Source organism: Myxococcus sp. CA023, from assembly GCF_010998615.1.
Lineage (GTDB): Bacteria > Myxococcota > Myxococcia > Myxococcales > Myxococcaceae > Myxococcus.
The window spans coordinates 23,160-43,608 of sequence record NZ_JAAEAH010000037.1 but is presented as its reverse complement, the minus strand read 5'-3'; the positions used below and the strand labels follow the sequence as shown (position 1 = coordinate 43,608).

Here is a 20,449-nt window from a genome sequence, read left to right as displayed (position 1 = left end):
CCATTTGTGCGCCTACGTCGTGTTCCTTGAAGATTCGCGCTCCAACTCCACGCGCAGCAATGCCTTGAGGTCCAGCAGCAGCCGGAGCCGGTCCGGTGGTCCACAGACGCCGACGACAAAGGGCGTGTGTCCCGCCACCATCAGCGCGGGCGCGGGCTTGATGTCGCCGCGCCGCACGCGCAGCACCTCCGCCACCCGGTCCACCTTCACCGCCACGCGCCGCGAGCCCAGCTTGCAGACCAGCAGCCGCGTCTTCGGCGTCTCCGGCCCCGGCGTGCCCAGGAGCCGGCACCGCAGGTCCACCACCGGCAGGATGAGGCCACGCAGGTGAAGCACGCCCTCCACGAACGCCGGGGCGTGGGGGATGGGGGTGATGCGCTGGAGCGGGAGGATTTCCTCCACCCGCATGATGTCCAACACGTACTCCTCCGCGCCGATGAAGAAGGCACAGAGCTGCACCACCGTGTCCGCGGCCGAGGACACTTCATCCGGGACCGCGTGGGGACGCCGCGACAGCAGGTTGACGGAGTCCTTCATGGGGCGAGCGCCTGTTCCGCGTCCAAGAGGATGTAGAGCATGGGGCCACGCCGGCCCATGCCCACCACGCAATCCCTGTCACCCACGCGCATCCCCGGTGGCGGTGCCTCCAGCATGGACGGCTTGAGCTTCACCACGCCCACCACGCCATCCACCCACACCCCCGCGGGCCCCGTCTCCGTGCGCAGCACGAGGATGCGAGCACTCCGAGGCGGAGCCGGCGCGTCGGGCCCGGCGACCAGGGGCGCCCGCTCCGCCAGCCGCAGCCGCATCTTGACGTCGTACACGGGCAGCAGCTCACCGCGCAGGTTCATCACCCCCAGGAGTTGAGGTTCGGCGCGGGGAATCTCCGTCAGCGGCGGAACCTTGGAGATTTCACGCACCCCCCGGATGGGGACCGCGTAGCACTCCCCTTCCAGGCGGAAGGCCAGGTACTCCTCGGGCACCTCCTCGGGGGCCGCGGGCAATACGCCGTCGCTGCCCGCCGCGAAATCCTGGAGCCCGGAGACGTCCTCGTCAGGACGGTAGAAGAAGTCGTCGAGCAGTTCCGAGAACCGGGACACAGCGACGCAGGATAGCAGCCGGCGCGCCCGTCCGCAGCGAGGGTCAGGCGCGACGCCGCTCCACTGCCATGCCCTCTTCCAGGAGCGCCGCCACGTCCAGCACCAGGACGGTGCGCCGGTTGCCCAGGTCGGTGGCGCCGGAGATGCCCCGGACGGACTGGAGCCGGCCCCCCAGGGGCTTGGTGACGATGTCCTGCTGACCGTGCAATTCGTCCACGGCGATGCCCAGGCGCTCCTGGGCCAGGCCCACCACCACCACGAAGTGGCGGCTCACCGGGCGCTCCGGCAGGGCGAACATGCGAGACAGCCGCACGAAGGGCAACGTCTGTCCGCGCAGGTCCAGGACCTCGCGCCGCTCCACGGTGCGGATGTCCTTGGGCTGGACGGAGATGATTTCCAGCACGCTGTTGAGCGGCACCGCGTAGGTGCGGCCACTGACGCCCACCAGCAGCGCGCGAATGATGGCCAGCGTGACGGGGAGCGTGAGGTGGAAGGCGGTGCCCTTTCCGCGCTCGCTCCACACGTCGATGATGCCCGACAGGTTGCCCAGGTTGTTCTTCACCACGTCCAGGCCGACGCCCCGGCCGGAGAGCTCGGACACGCTGCGGGCGGTGGAGAAGCCGGGCTGGAAGATGAGGTTGAGCAGCTCCCTCCGGCTCATCTCCTGGGCCTGCGCAAAGGTGATGAGGCCGCGCGTGATGGCCACCTCGCGCACGCGCACCTCGTCGATGCCGGAGCCGTCGTCACTCACCTCGATGACGACGTGGTTGCCCTTCTGCTCGGCGCGCAGGCCCACCACCGCGCGACGGGGCTTGCCCGCGGCCAGACGGGCGTCGGGGGATTCGACGCCGTGGTCGATGGCATTGCGGATGAGGTGCATCAGCGGGTCGCTGAGTTCCTCGACGATGAGCTTGTCCAGCTCCACCTCGCCGCCGCTGATGGCGAGCTCGATTTCCTTGCCCGCCTCGCGGGTGATGCGGCGCACCAGCCGTGCCAGTTTGTCGAACACCTGGCCTACGGGGACCATCCGCGCCTCGAGGAGGCCTTCCTGGAGGGCTTCCAGCTTGCGCTCCAGGCCTCGCGTTTCGCGCGCCAGCTCCTGGCCGAACAGCTTGGAGAGCGCCACCGCGCCGTCCTGCCTCGCGGACTCCGCGAGCCGCTGGAGGTTGGCCTTGATGAGCAGCAACTCGCCCACCATGTTGATGAGGCCATCCAGGCGACCGATGTCCACCCGCACGGTCTGCGTCAGGGAGCGCAGCGACGTGTCCGCCGTCAGCGCCGCTGGGGCGCTCACGGGGGCGCCAGCCGGTGCCGCTGGGGCTACCGAGAGCCCCTTGGGTGATGCCTTGGCGGCGCCCTGGAGGTAGGCGACGACGGGCACGCTGGAGGGTCCGGGCACGGGAGTCGGTGAAGGCGAGCCGCCGGCATTGGCAGGTACGTCGGCGTCCGACGTGGGCCATTCCAGGAGCCCGGGCTCCGTGTCTTCCGGTACGTGCGAAAGGAGCGGCGGCTGCGCCTCGGGAGGCATCGCAGCGGGCGTCGCGCGCGCACCCTTCTTCTTGCCGCCGCCCTTGGGCGACGTCGAATGTCCCGCCACAGGCGAATCCTTGGCGTCCGCGGACGTGCCTCGGATTGCGGAGCTTCGGGAGCCGCGCGAGGGCGTTGCGCCCTTCCGCGACGCCTCTGGGGCCGCATCAGTCACGCGGACGGGCACATCAGGTGCCGCGAGGCCCCCTGCCGCTGCGTCCTGAGCAGAGCCTGCGTCCCCATCGTGCGTCGCCGCGTCTCCAGGCCGCGTCTCCGACTTCGCTCCCCCGGACGCGCGAATCGTCGCGGCGGGTTGCGCGGCCTGAAGCAGCGCGCTCGTCGCAGCCGCCGCGGCCGGGCGCACCGTCAGCGCGGACAGCTCCGCGGGCGTCCCCTTCAGTCCCGTCTCCAGGGACACACGGTCGACCTGCGCACCGAAAATCAGGTCGAACGCGATGCCATGCGCGCCACCCGGCTGCGCGGACGGCAGCGTGCTGATGACCTCGCCCAGCGGCTTGAGCCTCGCGTTGAGCTCCGCCAGTCCCTTGTCGAAGTCGGACAAATCAAAGGCGGCCCGTACGCGCCACAGCGACACACCCCGCCGCACGTTCTCCCGCAGCCGGTGTTCCTCGTACTCCGTGAAGACGGAGCGGACCTGCGCCTCCAGTTCCAACCGGTCCAGCGGGTCGTCCGCGGCAACCTCCGTCGGAGCGCCCATCGACGCCATCCGCGCGGCCATCGCCTCCACGCGGGCGGACAGGCTTTCGCTCTCCGTGCCGCGAGCGGCCTCGCCCAGCAGCGCCTGGAACGCATCCAGCGCTTCAATCAGCGCATCCAGGACCGCGCCGTCCAGCAGCAGCTTCCCCAGCCGAAGCCTGTCGAGCAGGTCCTCCGTCCCATGCGCCAGCCGGGAGATGCGCTCCTGGCCGAACAGCCCGGACAACCCCTTGAGCGAATGCGCCGCGCGGAAGATGCCGTTGACCAGGTCCGGGTCCGCCTCGTAGCCCCGGCGCTCGTCGAGCACGAGCAAGTCCCTGGCCAGGGCGTCGAGAATCTCCGTCGCCTCGGCCACGAACTCGGCCAGCGCCTTGCTTCCCGGACTCACGGCAGCTTCAGGTAGCGCCGCAGGAGCGCTTCGAGGCTCCCGGGGAGGAAGGGCTTGACCAGATACTCCGCGGCGCCCAGCGCGAGCCCGCGCTCGCGGTCCTGATCGCGCCCCTCCGTGGTGATGATGAAGAGCGGCACTTCGCGGTAGTTGGGGTTCTTCTTGACGAAGTTGATGAGCTCCAGCCCGTTGATGTCAGGCATGTTGATGTCGGTGATGATGAGCTCGAAGCGGTGACGCGGCAGCAGCTTCAGGGCCTCGAAGCCGCTCGAGGTCACCACCACCTCGACGCCCTCCACGGCCTCGACCATCGCGGCGATGTACTCGCGCGATGCTTTCGAGTCCTCGACAATCAACACCTTGACACGCATGTGCGCTCGCCCCGGGCGAGACATGCTAGCAGAAGGCCCGCCCGCCCGCCGAGCGTCAGCCCTTGCGTGCAGGCAGCGACTTGACGAGTCCCTTGTCCGCCAGGACCGCCACCCGTCCGCCCTTGAACGCGGGCAGGAAGCCCTTCTGGAAAGCCTCTGCCCGCGCGGCGTCCTCCACCTGGCCACCGGCGGGCACTTCCAGCGCCACGGACTCCACCCGGGCCTTGGACAGCACCCGTCCCGCTTCAGCCATCGCGTCGTTCAACGTGCCCGCGTCCAGCCGCTGACGCGCGCCCAGCCCCACGACGAAGATACGGGGCACCGCCAGCTTTCCGTCCGAGGGCAGCAGCAGCCAGTCATCCTTTGCGCCCGTGAAGAAGCCGGCCTTGAGCACCCGCGAGAGCGAGCCACACAGCCGCCAGTCCACGAAGCCCGCGGAGGACGGCAGGGGCCGGTCATCCTCGGCGATGAAGAGGCAGAGCGCGTCCACCCCGCCGAGCGTGTCCAGGCCCTCCAATCCGATGTCGTGCGTCGTCGTCTGGCTCACGGCGCGTCCCTCGCGGCTGGCGTCAGCGGCTCACGGCTTGTTCAAGGCGACCGCGACGCGGTCCAGGAGCCCGTTGACGAACGCGCTCGATTCTTCATTGCCGAAGTTCTTGCCCAGCTCCACCGCCTCGTTGATGGACACCTTGCGGGGGATGTCCGGGCGGTACTTCAGCTCGAAGATACCCAGGCGCAGCACGTTCCGGTCGATGCGCGACATGCGGTCCAGGCGCCAGTTGTGGCTGTGCCGTTCGATGAGCTGGTCGATTTCGTCCCGATGGGACTGCACACCTTCCACCAGTTCCCGGGCGAACCTCACCGCGTCCGGGTCCCGCTTGTTGCTCTCCTCGGCGGCCGACCAGGCCGACTCCAGCGCCTCGGCCGTCGTCGCGGTGGCCATCTCCAACTGGTAGAGCGCCTGCAGCGCACGCTCACGTCCCGTTCTTCGCGCGCCCATGACCTACGCCTTCCTTCCGTCCGTCGCCGACATCTTCGCGTAAAGATTGACCATCTCGATGCAGGCCAGTGTGGCCTCCGCTCCCTTGTTCCCCGCCTTCACGCCCGCCCGGTCGATGGCCTGTTCCACCGTGTCCGTCGTCAGCACGCCGAAGGTGACCGTCGTGGCCGGGGTGGCCGCCGCGGCCTCGAAGGCCACCGCGCCAATGCCCTTGGCGCACTCGCCCGCCACGTAGTCGAAGTGCGGCGTCCCGCCCCGGATGACGGCGCCCAGAGTGACGACGCCCACGTACTGCCGCGTCTCCGTCACGCGCCGGACCAGACCGGGCAGCTCATAGGTTCCGGGGCAGCGGTACACGTCGATGTCCGCGTCAGCCACGCCGTGGCGCACCAACGTGTCCACGGCGCCCTTGGCCAGCTCCTCGGTGATGAAGCCGTTGAAGCGGGCCACGCAGATGGCGAAGCGGCCCTTGGGGGGTAGAAAGTCACCGTCGAAGTAGCGAGGCATGCCGCGCTTCCTACACCACCCCGGGGCCCGGCGTCGCCTGCTACGGCGTGCCAAACCCCGCGGCCGCGATGGCCGCCGCCGTCAGCCCGCCACCGCCCCTGGGGGCACCCTGGCCCCGCTGGAGCGCGAACAGCCGCGCCACGTACTTGCCAATCTGGTCTGCCTCCAGGTTCACCTTCGAGCCCACGCCCCGCGCCTTCAAGGTGGTGCGCTCCTGCGTCTCCGGGATGAGCTGCACCCGGAACCGGTCCGCATCCAGCGTGTTGACGGTGAGGCTGATGCCGTCGATGGCCACCGAGCCCTTCTCGATGAAGTACGGCGCCAGTTCCTCCGGCAGCCGGAACCCCATCACCCAGGAGCCCCCCTCCGGGTACGTCTCCAGCACCTCACTGACGGCGTCCACGTGGCCAGAGACCAGGTGCCCGCCCAGCCGGTCACCCAGCGCCAGGGCCCGCTCCAGGTTCACCCGGTCTCCGGGCTTCACGGACGCCAGCGTCGTCCGCCGCAGCGTCTCTGGCGCGGCCTGAACGCGGAAGGTGTCGCCCGTGCGCTCCACCACCGTAAGGCAGGCGCCGTTGACGGCAATCGACTCGCCCAGCTCGAAGGCCGCCGCGCCCAGCGAGGTGTGAATCCACAGGTCGGTCATCCCACCGGGAATGACGCGCTCCACCCTGCCAAGGTCCTGAATGAGGCCGGTAAACATGGGGCCGCTTATAACGGACCGGCCCCGTCTACGCCCACGGCCGCTCGTGTCCTACAGCAGCGCCTGGAGCAGGATGTCGTCACCGTGGCGTTCGAAGGCGAGGTCCTTCACCGCCAGGGCCTGGGCCATCTCCTTCACACCCAGGTCGCCGGCCCACGACAAGCCCGGGCTGCCAATCAGCTTGGGCGCCAGGAACAGCGACAGCGAGTCCGCCAGGTGGCCGCGCAGGAAGGAGCCGTACATCTCCGCGCCGCCCTCCACCATGACGTGGTTGTGGCCGCCCTTCGCCAGCCGCCGCAGCAGGGCCTTGAGGTCCACCTGTCCCGACTTCTCGCGGAGCTGCCAGACGTCCACACCCTGGGCCAGGAAGCGCCGCGCCTTGCGGCCCTCCGGGTCCTCCAGCGTGGCCACCACGGTGCGCGCGGGGCTGCGCTGAGTGAAGACGGTGTAGCCCGGGGACAGGCGTAGGTGGCTGTCCACCACCACGCGCAGCGGGTCCTTCCCACCGCCTCCGGGCAGCCGCGTGGTCAGCTTCGGGTCGTCCTTCCGGACGGTGTTCGCGCCCACCAGGATGACGTCCACGGAGTCACGCAGCCGGTGGACCCAGGCGCGCGCCGGCGCCCCCGTCACCCAGCGCGAGTCACCGGTGGCGGTGGCCAGCTTCCCATCCAGCGTCACCGCCGCCTTGAGCGTCACCCAGGGCAGGCCGGTGCGAATCATCTTGAAGAAGGGCCGGTTGAGGCGGTCCGCCTCCTCCGCGAGCACGCCCGTGAGAACCTTGAGGCCGGCGCGCCGCATCCGCGCCACGCCCTTGCCACTCACCTTCGGGTTGGGGTCCGCCGACGCGCAGATGACGCGCCGGACGCCCGCCTCGATGATGGCCATGCTGCACGGCGGGGTACGCCCGTAGTGGTCGCACGGCTCCAGCGTGGTGTAGAGGTCCGCGCCCTTCGCGCGCGCACCGGCGGCCTCCAGTGCGACGACCTCCGCGTGCGCGCTGCCCGCCTTCTTGTGGTAGCCGCGGGCGATGATGCGCCCGCCCTTCACCAGCACCGCGCCCACGACGGGGTTGGGGCTGGTGCGGCCCAGGCCCTTGGCGGCTTCCTCCAGCGCGATGCGCATGAAGAACTCAGCCACCGCCCGGTCGAAGTCCGCTGCTCGCTTCGCCCGGGGCGCCCGTGTCGCTTCCAACCTTGCCCGTGTCAACAGCCGCATGTGCTTTCTCTAACCGCCCTTGTCCACCGGTGCCGAGGGAGGCGACTGGCGCTGCTCGCGCGCCTCCGCCTCGCGCAGGGCCTTCAGCTCGTCCATGAACTCCGCGATGTCGCGGAAGCTGCGGTACACGGACGCGAAGCGGACATAGGCCACCTCGTCCAGTTGCCGCAGCCGGCGCATGATCTCCTCGCCGATGACGGACGAGGGCACTTCCTTCTCGCCCATGCCCTGCAGCTGCCGCTCGATGGCGACCACCGTCTCCTCGAGCTGATCCGCGGACACGGGCCGCTTCTCACACGCCTTCTTCAGCCCGTTGACGATCTTCTCCCGGTCGAACGCCTCGCGCCGCCCGTCCTTCTTCACGATGAGCGGGTAGAGCTCCTCCACCCGCTCATACGTGGTGAAGCGGCGCTTGCAGGTCAGGCACTCGCGGCGCCGCCGGATGACGGAGCCCTCGTGTGACTCACGGGAGTCGATGACCTTGTTCTCGGCGTCCTGACAGAAGGGGCAGCGCATGGAAGGGTACGGCCCGCCAATCTACTTCAACCGCGATGCGTAGAGCGGGAATCCCTGCGAAAGCTCCTTCACCTGCCCCTTGATGCGGGCCAGCGCGGCGTCGTCCTGCGCGGCGTCCAGCGCCTCGCCGATGAGCCGCCCCACCACCGCCATCTCCGCCTCGCGCATGCCGCGCGTGGTGATGGCCGGCGTGCCCACCCGGACGCCGGACGTGGTCATCGGCTTCTCCGGGTCGAACGGAATCATGTTCTTGTTCACGGTGATGCCGGCCTTGTCCAGCACCGCTTCGGCCACCTTGCCCGTGAGCTTCTTGGGGCGCAGGTCCACCAGCATCAGGTGGTTGTCCGTGCCACCGGACGTCAGCCGCAGGCCCGCGCGCTGGAGCGCCTCCGCCAGCGCCTTCGCGTTGGCGACAATCTGCCGCTGGTACGCCTTGAACTCCGGCGACAGCGCCTCCTTGAAGGCCACCGCCTTGCCGGCGATGACATGCATCAGCGGACCGCCCTGGATGCCGGGGAAGATCTGGCTGTTGATGGCCTTGGCGTAGGGCTCGCGGCTCAGCACCAAGCCGCCACGCGGACCGCGCAGCGTCTTGTGCGTGGTGCTGGTGACGATGTCCGCCACCGGCACCGGCGAGGGGTGCACGCCCGCGGCCACCAGGCCGGCGATGTGCGCCATGTCCACCAGCATGGCCGCGCCCACCGCGTCGGCGATCTCTCGGAACTTCGCGAAGTCCAGCGTGCGCGGGTACGCACTGGCGCCCACGACGATGACCTTCGGCTTGTGCTCCTTGGCCAGCGACTCCACCTGCGCGAAGTCGATGGTCTCCGTGTCACGCGTCAGGCCGTAGTGGACGACCTTGTAGAGCTTGCCGGAGAAGTTGAACGTGGCGCCGTGGGTGAGGTGACCGCCGGAGTTGAGGTCGAGCGACAGCATGGTGTCGCCCGGCTTCATCAGCGCCATGAAGGCGCCCATGTTGGCCTGGCTGCCGGAGTGCGCCTGCACGTTGACCGCGTCCGCGCCGAACAGGTCCTTGGCGCGGGCGATGGCCAGGTTCTCCGCGACGTCCACCACCTCGCAGCCGCCGTAGTAGCGCTTGCCAGGGTAGCCTTCCGCGTACTTGTTGGTGAGCACCGAGCCCACCGCCTCCATCACCGCCGGAGAGACGAAGTTCTCCGAAGCGATGAGCTCCAGCCCTTCCTCCTGGCGCTGGGTCTCCTCGCGGAGGACGCGGGCAATCTCCGGGTCCACTTCGGCCAGCGTACGGATGTTCTCCATGGCGGACTCCCTCGAACGACGGGTACGGCGGGGCCGTTAGCCCTGGGACTCGGCCTCGCGAATCATCTGGACGCGCCGCTCGTGGCGGCCGCCTTCGAAAGCAGTGCTGAGGAACGCCTCCAGGATGGCGCGGCCCACGCCGGCCCCCACCACGCGCTGGCCCAGGCACAGCACGTTGGCGTCATTGTGGGCCCGGGCCATCCGGGCCTCGAACTCCGTGGTGCACAGGGCCGCCCGGATGCCCTTGTGCTTGTTGGCGACGATGCTCATGCCAATGCCAGTGCCACACACCAGCACGCCCAGGGTGGCCTCCCCGGACGCCACGGCGCGGGACACCCGCGCGGCGAAGTCCGGATAGTCCACCGAGTCCCGCGTGACGGGACCCACGTCTTCGTGGGCCACGCCCCGCGCGGTGAGCGCGGCCACCAGCTCCTGCCGGAGCTCCAGTCCCGCGTGGTCTGAAGCGAGGATGACTTTCACGCGGGTTTCTCCTGGGACTGCTAGAAGCGCTTGAACACCAGCACGGCGTTGGTGCCGCCGAAGCCAAACGAGTTGCTCATCACCGCGTCCACCCGGGCCTCACGCGCCTGGTTGGGCACGTAGTCCAGGTCGCAGTCCGGATCAGGCGTCGTCTGGTTGATGGTGGGCGGCAGGATGTTGCGCGCCAGCGCCAGCGCGCTGACCACGCCCTCGAAGCCACCCGCCGCGCCGAGCATGTGGCCCGTCATCGACTTGGTCGACGACACGGCGATCTTCCGCGCGTGGTCGCCGAACACCGTCTTGATGGCCTTCGTCTCATTCGCGTCGTTGAACGGCGTCGAGGTGCCGTGAGCGTTGATGTAGCCCACGTCCTCCGGGTTCATCCCCGCGGACTGGAGCGCCAGCCGCATGCAGCGCGCCGCGCCCTCGCCTTCCGGCGCCGGCTGGGTGACGTGGTACGCGTCCGAGTTGGCGCCGTACCCCACCACCTCCGCCAGGATGTTGGCGCCGCGCTTCTTCGCGGCCTCCATCTCCTCCAGCACCAGGATGCCCGCGCCCTCGCCCATGACGAAGCCGTCACGGTCCTTGTCGAAGGGACGGCTGGCCCCGGCCGGATCATCATTGCGCGTGGACAGCGCCTTCATCACCGAGAAGCCACCCAGCCCCAACGGGGTGATGGCCGCCTCGGCGCCGCCGGCGATGACCGCGTCCGTCTCACCCAGGCGGATGGACTTCCAGGCCTCGCCAATGGCGTGGGCACTGGTGGCGCACGCAGACACCGGCGCCCAGTTCGGCCCCTTGCAGTTGTACCGCATGGAGATGAGGCCCGGCGCCATGTTGATGATCATCTGGATGATGAAGAAGGGCGACAACCGGTCGAACCCCTTCTCCAACCCCTTGCGGTGCTGCTCTTCCAGCGAAGAGATACCGCCGATGCCCGAGCCGACGATGACGCCGACCTTCTCCGGGATGTAGCCGTGCGGCGCATCCGGGCCAATGGGAATGCCCGACTCCGTCACGGCCATCTGCGCGGCGGCCAACGCGAACTGCGCATACAGGTCCATCCGGCGCACTTCGCGCTTTTCGATGAACGCCTCGGGCTCGAAGTCCTTCACCTCGCCCGCGATGCGCGTGTCGATTTTGCCAACGTCAAAGCGCGTGACCTGGGCAATACCCGACTTGCCGGCGATCAACGCCTGCCAGTTCTTCTCGGTTCCGGTTCCCAGAGCCGAAACAAGCCCGGTTCCGGTGACGACGACTCGACGTTGTGACACGGTCCTCTCCGGTGGCGCCTGGGACACCGGGGACGCCGCGCATAACGCGGCGCCGCCCCGCACCCCGGCACGCCGTGGTGCTGCCTACTTCTTGTGGGTGTTGATGTAGCTGACGGCGTCGTTGACGGTCTTGATGTTCTCCGCCTCTTCGTCGGGAATCTCGACCTCGAACTCCTCTTCCATCGCCATGACGAGCTCCACGATGTCGAGGCTGTCCGCGCCCAGGTCCTCGATGAAGGAGGACTCCGGCTTGATCTCATCCTCTCCGACACCGAGCTGGTCGGCGATGATGGACTTGACCTTGGCCTCAATGGTTGACGTCGACATAAGTGTAGAACCCTCCAGGAACCAGATGTGGCCCGGCTGGCTTCCCGGACCATGTCGAAAGCGGGCGCGGTATATCCCACGCCCGGCGGCAATCCAACCGTGGGTTACATGTACATTCCGCCGTTGACCTTCAGGACCTCGCCGGTGATGTAGGACGCGGCGTCCCCCGCCAGGAAGAGCACGGCACCGGCGACCTCCTCCGGATTGCCCAGCCGACCCAGGGGGATGCCCTCCAGCATCTTCTGGCGCATCTCGTCATTGATCTGATGCGTCATGTCCGTCCCGATGAAGCCAGGGGACACGGCGTTGACGCGGATGTTCCGGCTGGACAGCTCGCGCGCCACGGACTTGGTCAGGCCGATGAGCCCCGCCTTGGACGCCGAGTAGGCCGCCTGACCGCCGTTGCCCATCTCCCCCACCACGGAGGTGATGTTGATGATGGCGCCGCCCTTCTGCTTCATCATGGGCCGGCTGACAGCGCGGATGAGCGAGAAGGCGCCCTTGAGGTTGGTGTCCAGCTGCTTGTCCCAGTCCTCGTCCTTCACCCGCATCACCAGGCCGTCCACCGCGACGCCCGCGTTGTTGACGAGCACGTCCAGCCGGCCGTGGCCCTTGACGATGCCGTCCACTGCGCTGGCGCAGGCGGCGCTGTCGGACACGTCGAAGCGGATGGCCTCCGCCTTGGCGCCTTCCGCCTGGAGCAGGGCCACCGTCTCCTGGGCCGCCGCCTCGTTGCCCGCATAGCTGATGACCACGGTGGAGGCCCCCGCCTTGGCGAAGGCCACCGCACACGCCCGGCCGATGCCGCGCGAGCCACCCGTCACGAGCACGACCTTGTCCTTGAAGCCGCTCATGGTGCCACCCCCAGTGCCGCGAGCGCCTTGTCCAGGCTCGCGGAGTCCTCGACGTTGAACAGCTCGATGTCCTTGGTGATGCGCTTGACCAGGCCCACCAGCACCTTGCCCGGCCCCAGCTCGATGATGCGGGTGACGCCTTCGGCCTTCAGCGCCTCCACGCACTCAATCCAGCGCACCGGCGAGCTCACCTGCTCCAGGAGCAGCGGCACCACCCGCGACGCGTCCGCGTTGGGACGGGCCTCCACGTTGGTCACCACCGGCACGGACGGCGCGGACACCTGGATGCGGCCCAGCACCTCCGCCAGCCGAGGCTGCACCGGCGCCATCAGCGCGCAGTGGAAGGGGGCAGACACCGGCAGGGGCATCACGCGCTTGGCGCCGGCCTCCTTGCACTTCACCCCGGCGCGCTCCACGGCCGCCGCGTCACCGGCGATGACCGTCTGCTCGGGCGAGTTGTAGTTCGCCGGCGACACCACCTGCCCCTCGGCCGCCGCGTCACAAGCCGCCTTCACCTTCTCCGGAACCAGGCCCAGCACCGCGGCCATGGCGCCCACGCCCGCGGGCACCGCCTCCTGCATGAAGGTGCCGCGCGCGCGCACCGCCCGGACCGCGTCGCCCAGGTCCATGGCGCCCGCCGCCACCAGCGCCGAGTACTCGCCCAGCGAGTGCCCCGCCACGAAAGACGGCACCGGTCCCCGCTTCGCGAACACCGCGTGCGCCGCCAGCGACACCGTGAGGATGGCCGGCTGGGTGTTGGCCGTGAGCTTCAGCGCCTCGTCCGGGCCCTCGAAGCAGAGGGTGGAGAGCTTCTCCCCCAGGGCGGCGTCGACCGCGTCGAACACGGCCCGGGCCTCGGGGAACTTCTCATACAGGTCCTTGCCCATCCCCACGGCCTGGCTGCCTTGCCCGGGGAACACGAACGCGACCTTCGACATGCGGACTCTGCCTCCTCTTCAGCGGCCGGGGCCGCAGGCTGGACGCCCTGTTGCCGTACCTGACCAGGTTGAGCCAGCAATTTCCGCGAGGCGCCCCGCCACCAGCCCGAGGCGGCCTGCACGCTCCGGGCGAAGGCTCTAATCGGAAACGCCCGCGTCTGTCGCTCTTTTTCCCTTCGGATGGGTCGGAAGCCACGCCCCCGCGCGCCCGATGCAACGCGTCAACTCCGCCTGCACGCCCCCCTCCGCCATGGCCAGCGCCGCGCCCAGCGCGTTGAAGAGGGCCCGGGGCGTGGAGCGCCCATGCGCGACGATGCCCACCCCCTGGATGCCCAGCAGGGGCGCCCCGCCGTACTCGGCGTAGTCCACCACCCGGCGAAGCCCGGCCAGCGCGGGCTGGAGCAGCATCGCCCCCACCTTCTCCGCCAGCCCGCCGCGCCGTTCGATGGCCTGACGCAGCATGCCAATGACGCCCATGCCCACGCCCTCGGATGTCTTCAGGACGACGTTTCCGGTGAACCCGTCCGTCACCACCACCTGCACCTCGCCGGAGAAGAGGTCCTTGCCCTCCACGTACCCCACGAAGTCCAGATCCGAGCGCCGCAGCAGCCCACTGGCCTCCCGGGTGAGCGGCGTCCCCTTGGAGGACTCCTCTCCATTGGAGAGCACGGCCACCCGGGGCCGGGCCACGCCCATGCGCGCGCGCACGTAGGCCTCCCCCATGACGGCGAACTGGGCCAGGTGCGTCGGCTTGCAATCCACGTTGGCGCCCGCATCCAGGAGCAGGCACCGGCCGCCACCCTTGAGCGCGGGGAAGAGCGCGGCGATGGCGGGACGCTCCACGCCCGGCAGCCGTCCCAGCGTGAGCAGGCCCCCGGCCATGACGGCGCCGGAGTTACCCGCCGAGACGAGCGCCTCCGCCCGGCCGTCCCGCACCAGCTCGAAGCCCACCCGGAGGGAGGAGTCCCGCTTGCGGCGGAAGGCGGTCGAGGCGTGCTCGTCCATCTCCACGACTTCAGAGGCGTGGTGGACCTGGAGGTTGGACGGAGGCCGCAGCTTGCCCAGCAGGGGCGCCACCTTCGCCTCGTCCCCCACCAGGAGCACCTGGTGACCGGGGTGGGCCCGCGCGAAGAGCACCCCACCCTCCACGGGGGCGGCGGGCGCGTGATCGCCGCCCATGGCATCCAGCACCAGCCTCATCCCCACCCTCTCCTTGCCCGCCAGGCGTCCCGGCGGCTATCGGTGTCGGTATCCCACCCGCCGGGGGGCGGGCGGCGCGCAGCACAGCAGGAACCCTCCAGGGGGGCAACGACTGGCTGACACGCCCCGGGGCACGGCCGGAAGAATGGCGCCCGCGCCATGGGCGTTGTCACCGGGCACCGTCCGAGATAGACGGTGCCCGGGAGATAACGGGCCCTCCCGCGTTGCCGCATTGACTCGGGGGCTTCGAGCCGCTAGGGTCCGCCGCCTTCCGAAGCCGGACATGGAGTACGGGAGCCTTCGTGCGACCGCCCCAGACCGGTTTCGAGCAGAGAGTGTTGCGCACGGAGCCGGGGACCCCGGCACAGCGCGAAAGACATTGGACTCAACCGGTCCGGACCGGCGCGAACGCTCCGGGTCGGGGTCGAATATAGAGGTGAGCCGTGGGTGTCCCCAAGAAGCGTACTTCGAAGATGCGTCGCGACCGCCGCCGTGCGGCCAACAACAACCTGCGGAGCGCCGTGCAGGTGACCAAGTGCCCGAACTGCAAGGAGCCGGTGATGCCTCACCGCGCCTGCACGTCCTGCGGCCAGTACAAGGGCCGTGAAGTGGTCGCTCAGGCCGAGGCCTGACACACAGCCACATACAGCGCCCTTCCCGGGCGCTGCGAAACACGACGGGCCGCGTCTCCATCCTGTGGAGGCCGCGGCCCTTGTCGTTTCAGGGCCCCCTCTCACGAGGCGGCCCTGCACTCCAGGCTCACTTCAGTTGTTGAGCTTGATGTTCTTCAGCGGCGCCAGCCGCGGATCCACGGGCCGGGTTTCACAGGAGCAGGCGACGTCGTTGCGGTTCGCGCCGCACTGCGAGCACAGGCCCTTGCAGTCGTCCCGGCACACGGCGTTCATCGGCAGGGCCAGCAGGAGCTGCTCGCGGACGATGGGGTCCAGGTTGATGGTCTTCCCGTCGAAGAGTTCCTGATCCGCGTCGTTCAGTTCGAAGGAGCCGCCAGACTCACCCTGGCTGCGCTCCTTCTTCTCCATGGCCTTCTCGTCGTCATCCTTGAAGTCGTCGCCCCGAGCCAGGGACTCCGGCACCAGGTTGAGCGTGAACTCCACGGGCACCTTCGTGGCCACGTCGGTGAGGCAGCGCTTGCAGGGGCTGGTGACGTCCACCGTGAAGCGCCCCTCCAGCAGCACGCCGCCGCTCAGCTTGCGCAGCGACGCCTTCAACGTCGCCGGGGCCGTGGCCCGGAATCCGGTATCCTCGCCGGAGGCAGCGCCTCCCAGCGTCTCACCGAGCAGCTCGAGATTGACGGGCTCCTCGAGCTTCAGCCCTGCGTCCTTGATTTGATCAACCTTTACGAGCATTTACGCTACTTCCAGGCCAAAAGGGGCGCGCAACATAGAGGGTGGCCCCTCCAGCGTCAACACGCCCTCGTGCAACACCGCCACGAAGATGTCACCGCGCCGTCACCCCCGATGGGCCGGCCTTCGTGGATTCTCTCGATAACGTTTTGATAGGTACGAATCGATGCACGCACACGGCTGGCGGTTGCGCGGGTGGGCCCTGCTCCTGGTGCTGGGCCTGGGTGCCCGACCGGGCTGGAGCCGGCCCCTCTTCCCTGAGCCTGTTCTCTCGCAGCTCGGCCCGGCCAGCCCGGCCATCACCGAGGCCCGCGAGCAGTTCGACCAGGGCGAGTTCGAAGACGCACGTCGCACCCTCCTGGAAGGCCTGGATGCGCCGGACCTGACGGATGATCAGCTGGTGGAGATGTACCGCCTGCTGGGCCTCACAGCCCTCTACCTGGGGGACGAGCCCCAGGCGCGCGACGCCTACGAGAAGCTGCTCCAGGCCCGGCCGGACTACGAGCTCCCCCGCAGCTCCCCGCCCAAGCTGCGCGCCCTCTACGCGCGCATCCGCGAGGACATCAAGAGCCGGCGCGTCCGCCCCGTCACCCTGGACGTGGACCCCATCCCTGATCCGCCGGGTGGCGAGCCCGTCGTCGTGGAGGCCTCCATCCAGGACCTGGCGCTGGGCGCCCGCGCGCGCCTCTTCTACCGGCGCGCCGGTGACGAGGCCTACAACTCGGTGGACTTCGCGCGTGAGCGAGGCCCCGACGGCCGCCCCCGCGAGCGCTACCGCGCGGTGTTGCCGGCCTACGAGGTGCCCACCGAGGCCGAGGCCTACGAGATGGAGTACTACTTCGAGGTCGCGGACGCGGCGCAGCGCCGGCTCGCGGGCCGGGGAGACTCCTTCCAGCCGCTCATCTTCCAGGTAGCGCCCCGGGCCATGCGCGCCGGCGCCGCCGCCGACCCGTCCTCCCGCCCCTGGTACAAGAGCCCCTGGCTCTGGGTGGGCGTGGGCGCGGTGGCCATTGGCGCCACCGCCGGCATCGTGGCGCTGACCTCCGGCGAAGAGCGGGGCCGCGTTCCCATCACCATCCGCGTGGAGCCCCCCACCCCATGAGCCTGCGCCTCCTGTCCCCGCTGTTGCTGCTCGGCCTTGGCGCGTGCGGCCCTGACGCCGAGCCCGCGGGCCGCTTTCCGCTCGCCCTGACGATGGAGCGCGCGGTGGCCAACGACGTCCAGGCCCTGCAGGTGGCCGTGGTGTCGCGGGGCTCCAGCCGCAGCTGCACCGAGATTCAGCGCACGTGCCTGGGCACCCAGGTGCGGCGTGACGACCTGGTGGTGCTGAAGGACACCCAGGGACGCGAGGGCAGGGCCCTCCGCTTCCCAGTGGACCTGGCGACCCTCCAGTCGGGAGGAAGCCTGGAGCTGGCGGTGGACGTGCCGGTGGGCCGAGACTACGCGCTCGTCATCGAGGCGATCACCACGGGGACCCCGCCCGGCTTCCTGGGGAGTTCGTGCAACTACCTCCGTGAGGTCAACGCGGGCGACAACGCCCCGGTGATTGCCGCGCCTCTGACGCTGACCGGTGGAGATTGCAATCCGTCCATCGCGCCCTGAGCGCGGAGGGACTCGAGAGGGCTTCATGTCGCGCATCCTGATTATCGAGGACGAGCAGGACCTGGCGGGCCTCGTCGACTACAACCTGCGGGCGGCGGGCTTCGAAACGGAGACGGCCAACACCGGCGCGAGCGGGCTCGCCAAGGCGCGCGCGCATCCGCCAGACCTGGTGCTGCTGGACCTGATGCTGCCGGACGTGGCGGGCAGCGAGGTGCTGCGCATGCTCAAGGCGGACACCGAGCTGCGCAAGGCGTCCGTCATCATCGTCAGCGCGAAGGGCCAGGAGTCCGACCGGGTGCAGGGCCTGGAGCTGGGCGCGGACGACTACGTGGTGAAGCCCTTCTCCGTCCGCGAGCTCCTCCTGCGCGTCAAGGCCGTGCTGCGCCGCGCGGACGCGGAGGACGGGCCCTCCGCGGTGCTCGCCTCCGGCGACATCAGCCTGGACACCACCCGCCACCAGGTGCGCGTGAAGGGCGAGGAAGTGCTCCTCACCGCGCTGGAGTTCCGCCTGCTGCGCACGCTGCTGGAGCGCTCGGACCGGGTGCAGACGCGCGAGGTGCTGCTGTCGGACGTCTGGGGCATCCAGGCGGAGATTCACACCCGCACCGTGGACACGCACATCAAGCGGCTGCGCGAGAAGCTGGGCCCCGCCGGGGACATCATCGAGACGGTGCGCGGCGTGGGCTACAAGCTCAGCCCTCCGTGAGGCCGCCCCACCCATGCCCCTGCGCGCCACACTCCTTCCGCTCCTGCTGCCCGCCGTCGTCGTCGCGACGCTCGTCGCCCTCCTCGACGGGCCGAAGGAGGTCTTCGCCGCGGCACTCGTCGCGCTCGCCGGCTCCCTCATGTCCCTGGGCGTGAGCCGCGGAACGCTGCAGCGACAGCTCACCCTGCTGGCCCGCCACACCCGGGAGCGCGCCGAGGGCGGCCCCCCCACCGCCGCGCCTGGCGTCCCTGAGCGGCTGGACGAGGTGGCCGGGCTCGAAGGCGCCATCGACTCGCTGCACGCCCAGCTGTCCGCGCGCAACACGGCGCTCACCCAGGAGGCGCGCACCCTCACCGCCGTGCTGGACGGCATGACGGAAGGCGTCTGGGTGACGGACGAAGAGGGCACGGTGGTGCGCCACAACGACGCGCTCCGGCCCCTGCTGGCGTCCACGAGCAGCCCGCTCACCGGCCAGCGCCCCCTGGCCCTCATCCGGAACGAGGCGCTGCACGACGCCGTGATGCGCGCCTGCCGGGAGAGCGCATCCAGCCACCTGGAGCTCACGCTGGACGACCACTTCCCGCGCACGCTCTCCATCCGGGTGACGCCGCTGGCCAAGGATTTGCCGGGCAGCGCCGCCGTCTTCCACGACGTCACCGAGCTGCGCCGGCTGGAGAAGGTGCGCAAGGACTTCGTGGCCAACGTGTCGCACGAGCTGCGCACGCCCATCACCGCCGTCCGCGGCTACGCGGAGACGCTCCAGGGCGGGGCCCTCAATGACCCCGTCATGGCGCCGAAGATGGTGGAAATCATCCACCGCCAATCCGAACGCCTGTCCGAACTGGTGGAGGACCTGCTGGAACTGTCCCGCCTGGAGTCGCGCGAGGTGAGCCTGAAGCTCGCCCGCGTCACCCTGGCCGACGCCGCCGCCCGCGCCGCCGACACCGTGCGTCCCAAGGCCGAGGGCAAGGGCCAGCTGGTTTCACTCCACGTCCCCCCAAGTCTACTCGCGGTGGGGGACCCCCGGGCCGTGGAACAGGTGCTGCTCAATCTGCTGGACAACGCGGTGAAGTACACGCCCGCGGGTGGCCGGGTGGATGTTTACGGTGCGTGCGAGCAAGGCCGCTGCGTGGTGCGGGTGAAGGACACGGGGGTGGGCATCGAGGCCAAGCACCAGTCGCGCATCTTCGAGCGCTTCTACCGGGTGGACAAAGGCCGCAGCCGGGACATGGGCGGTACCGGACTGGGGCTCGCCATCGTCAAGCACCTGCTGCAGGCCATGGACGGCGAGGTCAAGGTGGAGAGCCAACCCAACGAGGGGAGCACCTTCACCATTTTTCTGCCCCTGGCGGCTTCATCGAGCGCGGCGACAGGGTAGGATGGAGTGACCATGCGGGTCGCCATCCTCGCGGACATCCACGGCAATCTTCCTGCCTGCGAGGCCGTCCTCGAGGACATCGCCCGCTCTGTCGCGCCCGACTACATCGTCGCGGCCGGAGACCTGGCGCTGCGTGGCGCCCATCCCCGGGAGACGGTGGACCTGCTCTTCGACCGGTGTGACTCCGTCCTGATGGGCAACACCGACTGCTACCTGGCGGGCAACTACCTGGGCGGCGCCTACCGGGAGAAGGATCACTGGAAGACGGAGCTGCTGCGCTGGACGCGGGACCAGCTGGGCGGCGCGCTGCTGGAGAAGCTGGGCGCCCTGCCCTTCTCCGTGCGCTACACGCCGCGCAAGGGACAGGACCTCTTCGTCTGCCACGCCAACCCGCGCAACCTCGAGGAGTCGCTGGACCCCACGCTGGATGACGTCGCGGTGCGCCGCTTCTTCAGCCACCTGGACGCGGCGGCCTGCGCCTTCGGGCACCTGCACTTCCCCTACCGCCGCCGCGTGGGTCGCATGCTCATCGCGGACGTGGCCAGCGCGGGCATCCCCCGGGACGGAGACCTGCGCCCCGCCTACGGCGTCTTCACCTTCACGCCCAAGGGTTGGCGGGTGCAGATTCGCCGGGTGCGCTACCCGGTGCGCAAGGCCACCCAGGCCCTCACCGCGCGCCGCGTCCCCGGCGGACCGCTCCTGGTCCACAAGCTGGTGGAGGCGCGCTACCGCCACCACAACGCGCTGATGGAGGCCGCGCGGCGCCACTCCGGCCTGCCACCGCCGGGCCCGGTGCTCCGCCCGCCGCCAGGGGCCGCCTCGCGCGCCGCAGCCACGCCCATGGACAGTCGTCCCTCCCCGGAGGTCGACCCCGCCTCGTTGCCCACGGACCTGGACGGAACCGTGACGGGCGCGGCGCCGCTTCCCGTGGACGCGCTCAACGATTTTGAAGGGTAGACGTTGTCGCCAGTCCGTTGCTTGCGCGGGGACGTCCGGAGTGATTC

24 protein-coding genes are annotated in these 20,449 nt (G+C 69.7%); 6 read left to right on the top strand and 18 right to left on the bottom strand.

Annotation, left to right across the window (positions count from 1 at the left end):
• Window positions 1-12: 12 nt before the first annotated feature.
• The 17 genes from F8M74_RS17765 to plsX form a co-directional block, all read right to left on the bottom strand.
• Complete coding sequence (locus F8M74_RS17765; protein ID WP_141253124.1) at window positions 13-537, bottom strand: chemotaxis protein CheW; 525 nt, start codon at window positions 535-537, stop codon at window positions 13-15.
• Window positions 534-1,100 (bottom strand): chemotaxis protein CheW, encoded by a 567-nt coding sequence (locus tag F8M74_RS17760; protein WP_141253123.1) that lies wholly within the window; start codon window positions 1,098-1,100, stop codon window positions 534-536. The genes F8M74_RS17765 and F8M74_RS17760 overlap by 4 nt, the downstream gene beginning before the upstream one ends.
• 43 nt (window positions 1,101-1,143) lie before the next feature.
• Window positions 1,144-3,732 (bottom strand): chemotaxis protein CheA, encoded by a 2,589-nt coding sequence (locus F8M74_RS17755; RefSeq protein WP_141253122.1) that lies wholly within the window; start codon window positions 3,730-3,732, stop codon window positions 1,144-1,146.
• Window positions 3,729-4,103, bottom strand: coding sequence for a response regulator (locus F8M74_RS17750; protein WP_011554746.1), 375 nt, complete (start codon window positions 4,101-4,103; stop codon window positions 3,729-3,731). Before F8M74_RS17750 ends, F8M74_RS17755 begins: the two co-directional genes overlap by 4 nt.
• A gap of 55 nt (window positions 4,104-4,158) precedes the next feature.
• On the bottom strand, window positions 4,159-4,650 hold the full coding sequence (locus F8M74_RS17745; protein WP_141253121.1) for a M17 family peptidase N-terminal domain-containing protein: 492 nt from the start codon (window positions 4,648-4,650) through the stop codon (window positions 4,159-4,161).
• 30 nt (window positions 4,651-4,680) lie between these two features.
• Window positions 4,681-5,103 carry a transcription antitermination factor NusB gene (gene nusB / locus F8M74_RS17740; protein ID WP_141253120.1) on the bottom strand — a complete coding sequence of 141 codons (423 nt, stop codon included), beginning with the start codon at window positions 5,101-5,103 and terminating at the stop codon, window positions 4,681-4,683.
• Window positions 5,104-5,106: 3 nt separating this feature from the next.
• Window positions 5,107-5,610: a 6,7-dimethyl-8-ribityllumazine synthase gene (ribH, locus tag F8M74_RS17735; protein WP_141253119.1), complete on the bottom strand. Its 504-nt coding sequence runs from the start codon at window positions 5,608-5,610 to the stop codon at window positions 5,107-5,109.
• A 40-nt stretch (window positions 5,611-5,650) separates the two neighbouring features.
• Complete coding sequence (locus F8M74_RS17730) at window positions 5,651-6,313, bottom strand: riboflavin synthase (protein WP_141253118.1); 663 nt, start codon at window positions 6,311-6,313, stop codon at window positions 5,651-5,653.
• Window positions 6,314-6,364: 51 nt separating this feature from the next.
• Entirely contained in the window at window positions 6,365-7,528 is a 1,164-nt protein-coding gene (gene ribD / locus F8M74_RS17725; RefSeq protein ID WP_141253117.1) for a bifunctional diaminohydroxyphosphoribosylaminopyrimidine deaminase/5-amino-6-(5-phosphoribosylamino)uracil reductase RibD, read from the bottom strand.
• Between the two features lie 9 nt (window positions 7,529-7,537).
• Complete coding sequence (gene nrdR, locus F8M74_RS17720; RefSeq protein ID WP_090495519.1) at window positions 7,538-8,044, bottom strand: transcriptional regulator NrdR; 507 nt, start codon at window positions 8,042-8,044, stop codon at window positions 7,538-7,540.
• 21 nt (window positions 8,045-8,065) lie between these two features.
• On the bottom strand, window positions 8,066-9,322 hold the full coding sequence (gene glyA / locus F8M74_RS17715; protein WP_141253116.1) for a serine hydroxymethyltransferase: 1,257 nt from the start codon (window positions 9,320-9,322) through the stop codon (window positions 8,066-8,068).
• A 36-nt stretch (window positions 9,323-9,358) separates the two neighbouring features.
• Complete coding sequence (gene rpiB, locus F8M74_RS17710; RefSeq protein ID WP_090495521.1) at window positions 9,359-9,802, bottom strand: ribose 5-phosphate isomerase B; 444 nt, start codon at window positions 9,800-9,802, stop codon at window positions 9,359-9,361.
• 20 nt (window positions 9,803-9,822) lie between these two features.
• On the bottom strand, window positions 9,823-11,076 hold the full coding sequence (gene fabF / locus F8M74_RS17705; protein WP_011554755.1) for a beta-ketoacyl-ACP synthase II: 1,254 nt from the start codon (window positions 11,074-11,076) through the stop codon (window positions 9,823-9,825).
• Window positions 11,077-11,160: 84 nt separating this feature from the next.
• On the bottom strand, window positions 11,161-11,403 hold the full coding sequence (gene acpP / locus F8M74_RS17700) for an acyl carrier protein (RefSeq protein WP_011554756.1): 243 nt from the start codon (window positions 11,401-11,403) through the stop codon (window positions 11,161-11,163).
• 104 nt (window positions 11,404-11,507) lie between these two features.
• Window positions 11,508-12,257 (bottom strand): 3-oxoacyl-[acyl-carrier-protein] reductase, encoded by a 750-nt coding sequence (gene fabG, locus F8M74_RS17695; protein ID WP_011554757.1) that lies wholly within the window; start codon window positions 12,255-12,257, stop codon window positions 11,508-11,510.
• Window positions 12,254-13,195, bottom strand: a complete 942-nt coding sequence (fabD, locus tag F8M74_RS17690) for an ACP S-malonyltransferase (protein ID WP_141253115.1) — start codon at window positions 13,193-13,195, stop codon at window positions 12,254-12,256. Before fabD ends, fabG begins: the two co-directional genes overlap by 4 nt.
• A 138-nt stretch (window positions 13,196-13,333) precedes the next feature.
• Entirely contained in the window at window positions 13,334-14,395 is a 1,062-nt protein-coding gene (gene plsX / locus F8M74_RS17685) for a phosphate acyltransferase PlsX (RefSeq protein ID WP_141253114.1), read from the bottom strand.
• A gap of 443 nt (window positions 14,396-14,838) precedes the next feature.
• Between plsX and rpmF the strand changes: the two genes are divergently transcribed.
• Window positions 14,839-15,027: a 50S ribosomal protein L32 gene (rpmF, locus tag F8M74_RS17680; RefSeq protein WP_011554760.1), complete on the top strand. Its 189-nt coding sequence runs from the start codon at window positions 14,839-14,841 to the stop codon at window positions 15,025-15,027.
• Window positions 15,028-15,159: 132 nt separating this feature from the next.
• Here the strand turns inward: rpmF and F8M74_RS17675 are convergent, their stop codons facing one another.
• Window positions 15,160-15,762 (bottom strand): DUF177 domain-containing protein, encoded by a 603-nt coding sequence (locus F8M74_RS17675; RefSeq protein ID WP_141253113.1) that lies wholly within the window; start codon window positions 15,760-15,762, stop codon window positions 15,160-15,162.
• Window positions 15,763-15,925: 163 nt separating this feature from the next.
• Between F8M74_RS17675 and F8M74_RS17670 the strand changes: the two genes are divergently transcribed.
• From F8M74_RS17670 to F8M74_RS17650, 5 genes are read left to right on the top strand one after another with little or no spacing between them, the layout of a single operon-like run.
• Window positions 15,926-16,861 (top strand): lipopolysaccharide assembly protein LapB, encoded by a 936-nt coding sequence (locus tag F8M74_RS17670; protein WP_141253112.1) that lies wholly within the window; start codon window positions 15,926-15,928, stop codon window positions 16,859-16,861.
• Window positions 16,858-17,361: a hypothetical protein gene (locus F8M74_RS17665; RefSeq protein ID WP_141253111.1), complete on the top strand. Its 504-nt coding sequence runs from the start codon at window positions 16,858-16,860 to the stop codon at window positions 17,359-17,361. Before F8M74_RS17670 ends, F8M74_RS17665 begins: the two co-directional genes overlap by 4 nt.
• Before the next feature lie 25 nt (window positions 17,362-17,386).
• Window positions 17,387-18,067, top strand: a complete 681-nt coding sequence (locus tag F8M74_RS17660) for a response regulator (protein ID WP_140864458.1) — start codon at window positions 17,387-17,389, stop codon at window positions 18,065-18,067.
• Window positions 18,068-18,080: 13 nt separating this feature from the next.
• Window positions 18,081-19,445: a cell wall metabolism sensor histidine kinase WalK gene (locus tag F8M74_RS17655; RefSeq protein WP_141253110.1), complete on the top strand. Its 1,365-nt coding sequence runs from the start codon at window positions 18,081-18,083 to the stop codon at window positions 19,443-19,445.
• Window positions 19,446-19,457: 12 nt separating this feature from the next.
• Entirely contained in the window at window positions 19,458-20,402 is a 945-nt protein-coding gene (locus tag F8M74_RS17650; protein WP_141253109.1) for a metallophosphoesterase, read from the top strand.
• Window positions 20,403-20,449: the final 47 nt, after the last annotated feature.

What these genes read in the sequence shown, in the direction of transcription:
- F8M74_RS17765 (WP_141253124.1), bottom strand. Translation starts at nt 537, where the DNA reads ATGAAGGACTCCGTCAACCTGCTGTCGCGGCGTCCCCACGCGGTCCCG.
- F8M74_RS17750 (WP_011554746.1), bottom strand. Translation starts at nt 4,103, where the DNA reads ATGCGTGTCAAGGTGTTGATTGTCGAGGACTCGAAAGCATCGCGCGAG.
- nusB (WP_141253120.1), bottom strand. Translation starts at nt 5,103, where the DNA reads ATGGGCGCGCGAAGAACGGGACGTGAGCGTGCGCTGCAGGCGCTCTAC.
- ribH (WP_141253119.1), bottom strand. Translation starts at nt 5,610, where the DNA reads ATGCCTCGCTACTTCGACGGTGACTTTCTACCCCCCAAGGGCCGCTTC.
- F8M74_RS17730 (WP_141253118.1), bottom strand. Translation starts at nt 6,313, where the DNA reads ATGTTTACCGGCCTCATTCAGGACCTTGGCAGGGTGGAGCGCGTCATT.
- ribD (WP_141253117.1), bottom strand. Translation starts at nt 7,528, where the DNA reads ATGCGGCTGTTGACACGGGCAAGGTTGGAAGCGACACGGGCGCCCCGG.
- nrdR (WP_090495519.1), bottom strand. Translation starts at nt 8,044, where the DNA reads ATGCGCTGCCCCTTCTGTCAGGACGCCGAGAACAAGGTCATCGACTCC.
- glyA (WP_141253116.1), bottom strand. Translation starts at nt 9,322, where the DNA reads ATGGAGAACATCCGTACGCTGGCCGAAGTGGACCCGGAGATTGCCCGC.
- acpP (WP_011554756.1), bottom strand. Translation starts at nt 11,403, where the DNA reads ATGTCGACGTCAACCATTGAGGCCAAGGTCAAGTCCATCATCGCCGAC.
- fabG (WP_011554757.1), bottom strand. Translation starts at nt 12,257, where the DNA reads ATGAGCGGCTTCAAGGACAAGGTCGTGCTCGTGACGGGTGGCTCGCGC.
- fabD (WP_141253115.1), bottom strand. Translation starts at nt 13,195, where the DNA reads ATGTCGAAGGTCGCGTTCGTGTTCCCCGGGCAAGGCAGCCAGGCCGTG.
- plsX (WP_141253114.1), bottom strand. Translation starts at nt 14,395, where the DNA reads ATGAGGCTGGTGCTGGATGCCATGGGCGGCGATCACGCGCCCGCCGCC.
- F8M74_RS17675 (WP_141253113.1), bottom strand. Translation starts at nt 15,762, where the DNA reads ATGCTCGTAAAGGTTGATCAAATCAAGGACGCAGGGCTGAAGCTCGAG.
- F8M74_RS17670 (WP_141253112.1), top strand. Translation starts at nt 15,926, where the DNA reads ATGCACGCACACGGCTGGCGGTTGCGCGGGTGGGCCCTGCTCCTGGTG.
- F8M74_RS17665 (WP_141253111.1), top strand. Translation starts at nt 16,858, where the DNA reads ATGAGCCTGCGCCTCCTGTCCCCGCTGTTGCTGCTCGGCCTTGGCGCG.
- F8M74_RS17660 (WP_140864458.1), top strand. Translation starts at nt 17,387, where the DNA reads ATGTCGCGCATCCTGATTATCGAGGACGAGCAGGACCTGGCGGGCCTC.
- F8M74_RS17655 (WP_141253110.1), top strand. Translation starts at nt 18,081, where the DNA reads ATGCCCCTGCGCGCCACACTCCTTCCGCTCCTGCTGCCCGCCGTCGTC.
- F8M74_RS17650 (WP_141253109.1), top strand. Translation starts at nt 19,458, where the DNA reads ATGCGGGTCGCCATCCTCGCGGACATCCACGGCAATCTTCCTGCCTGC.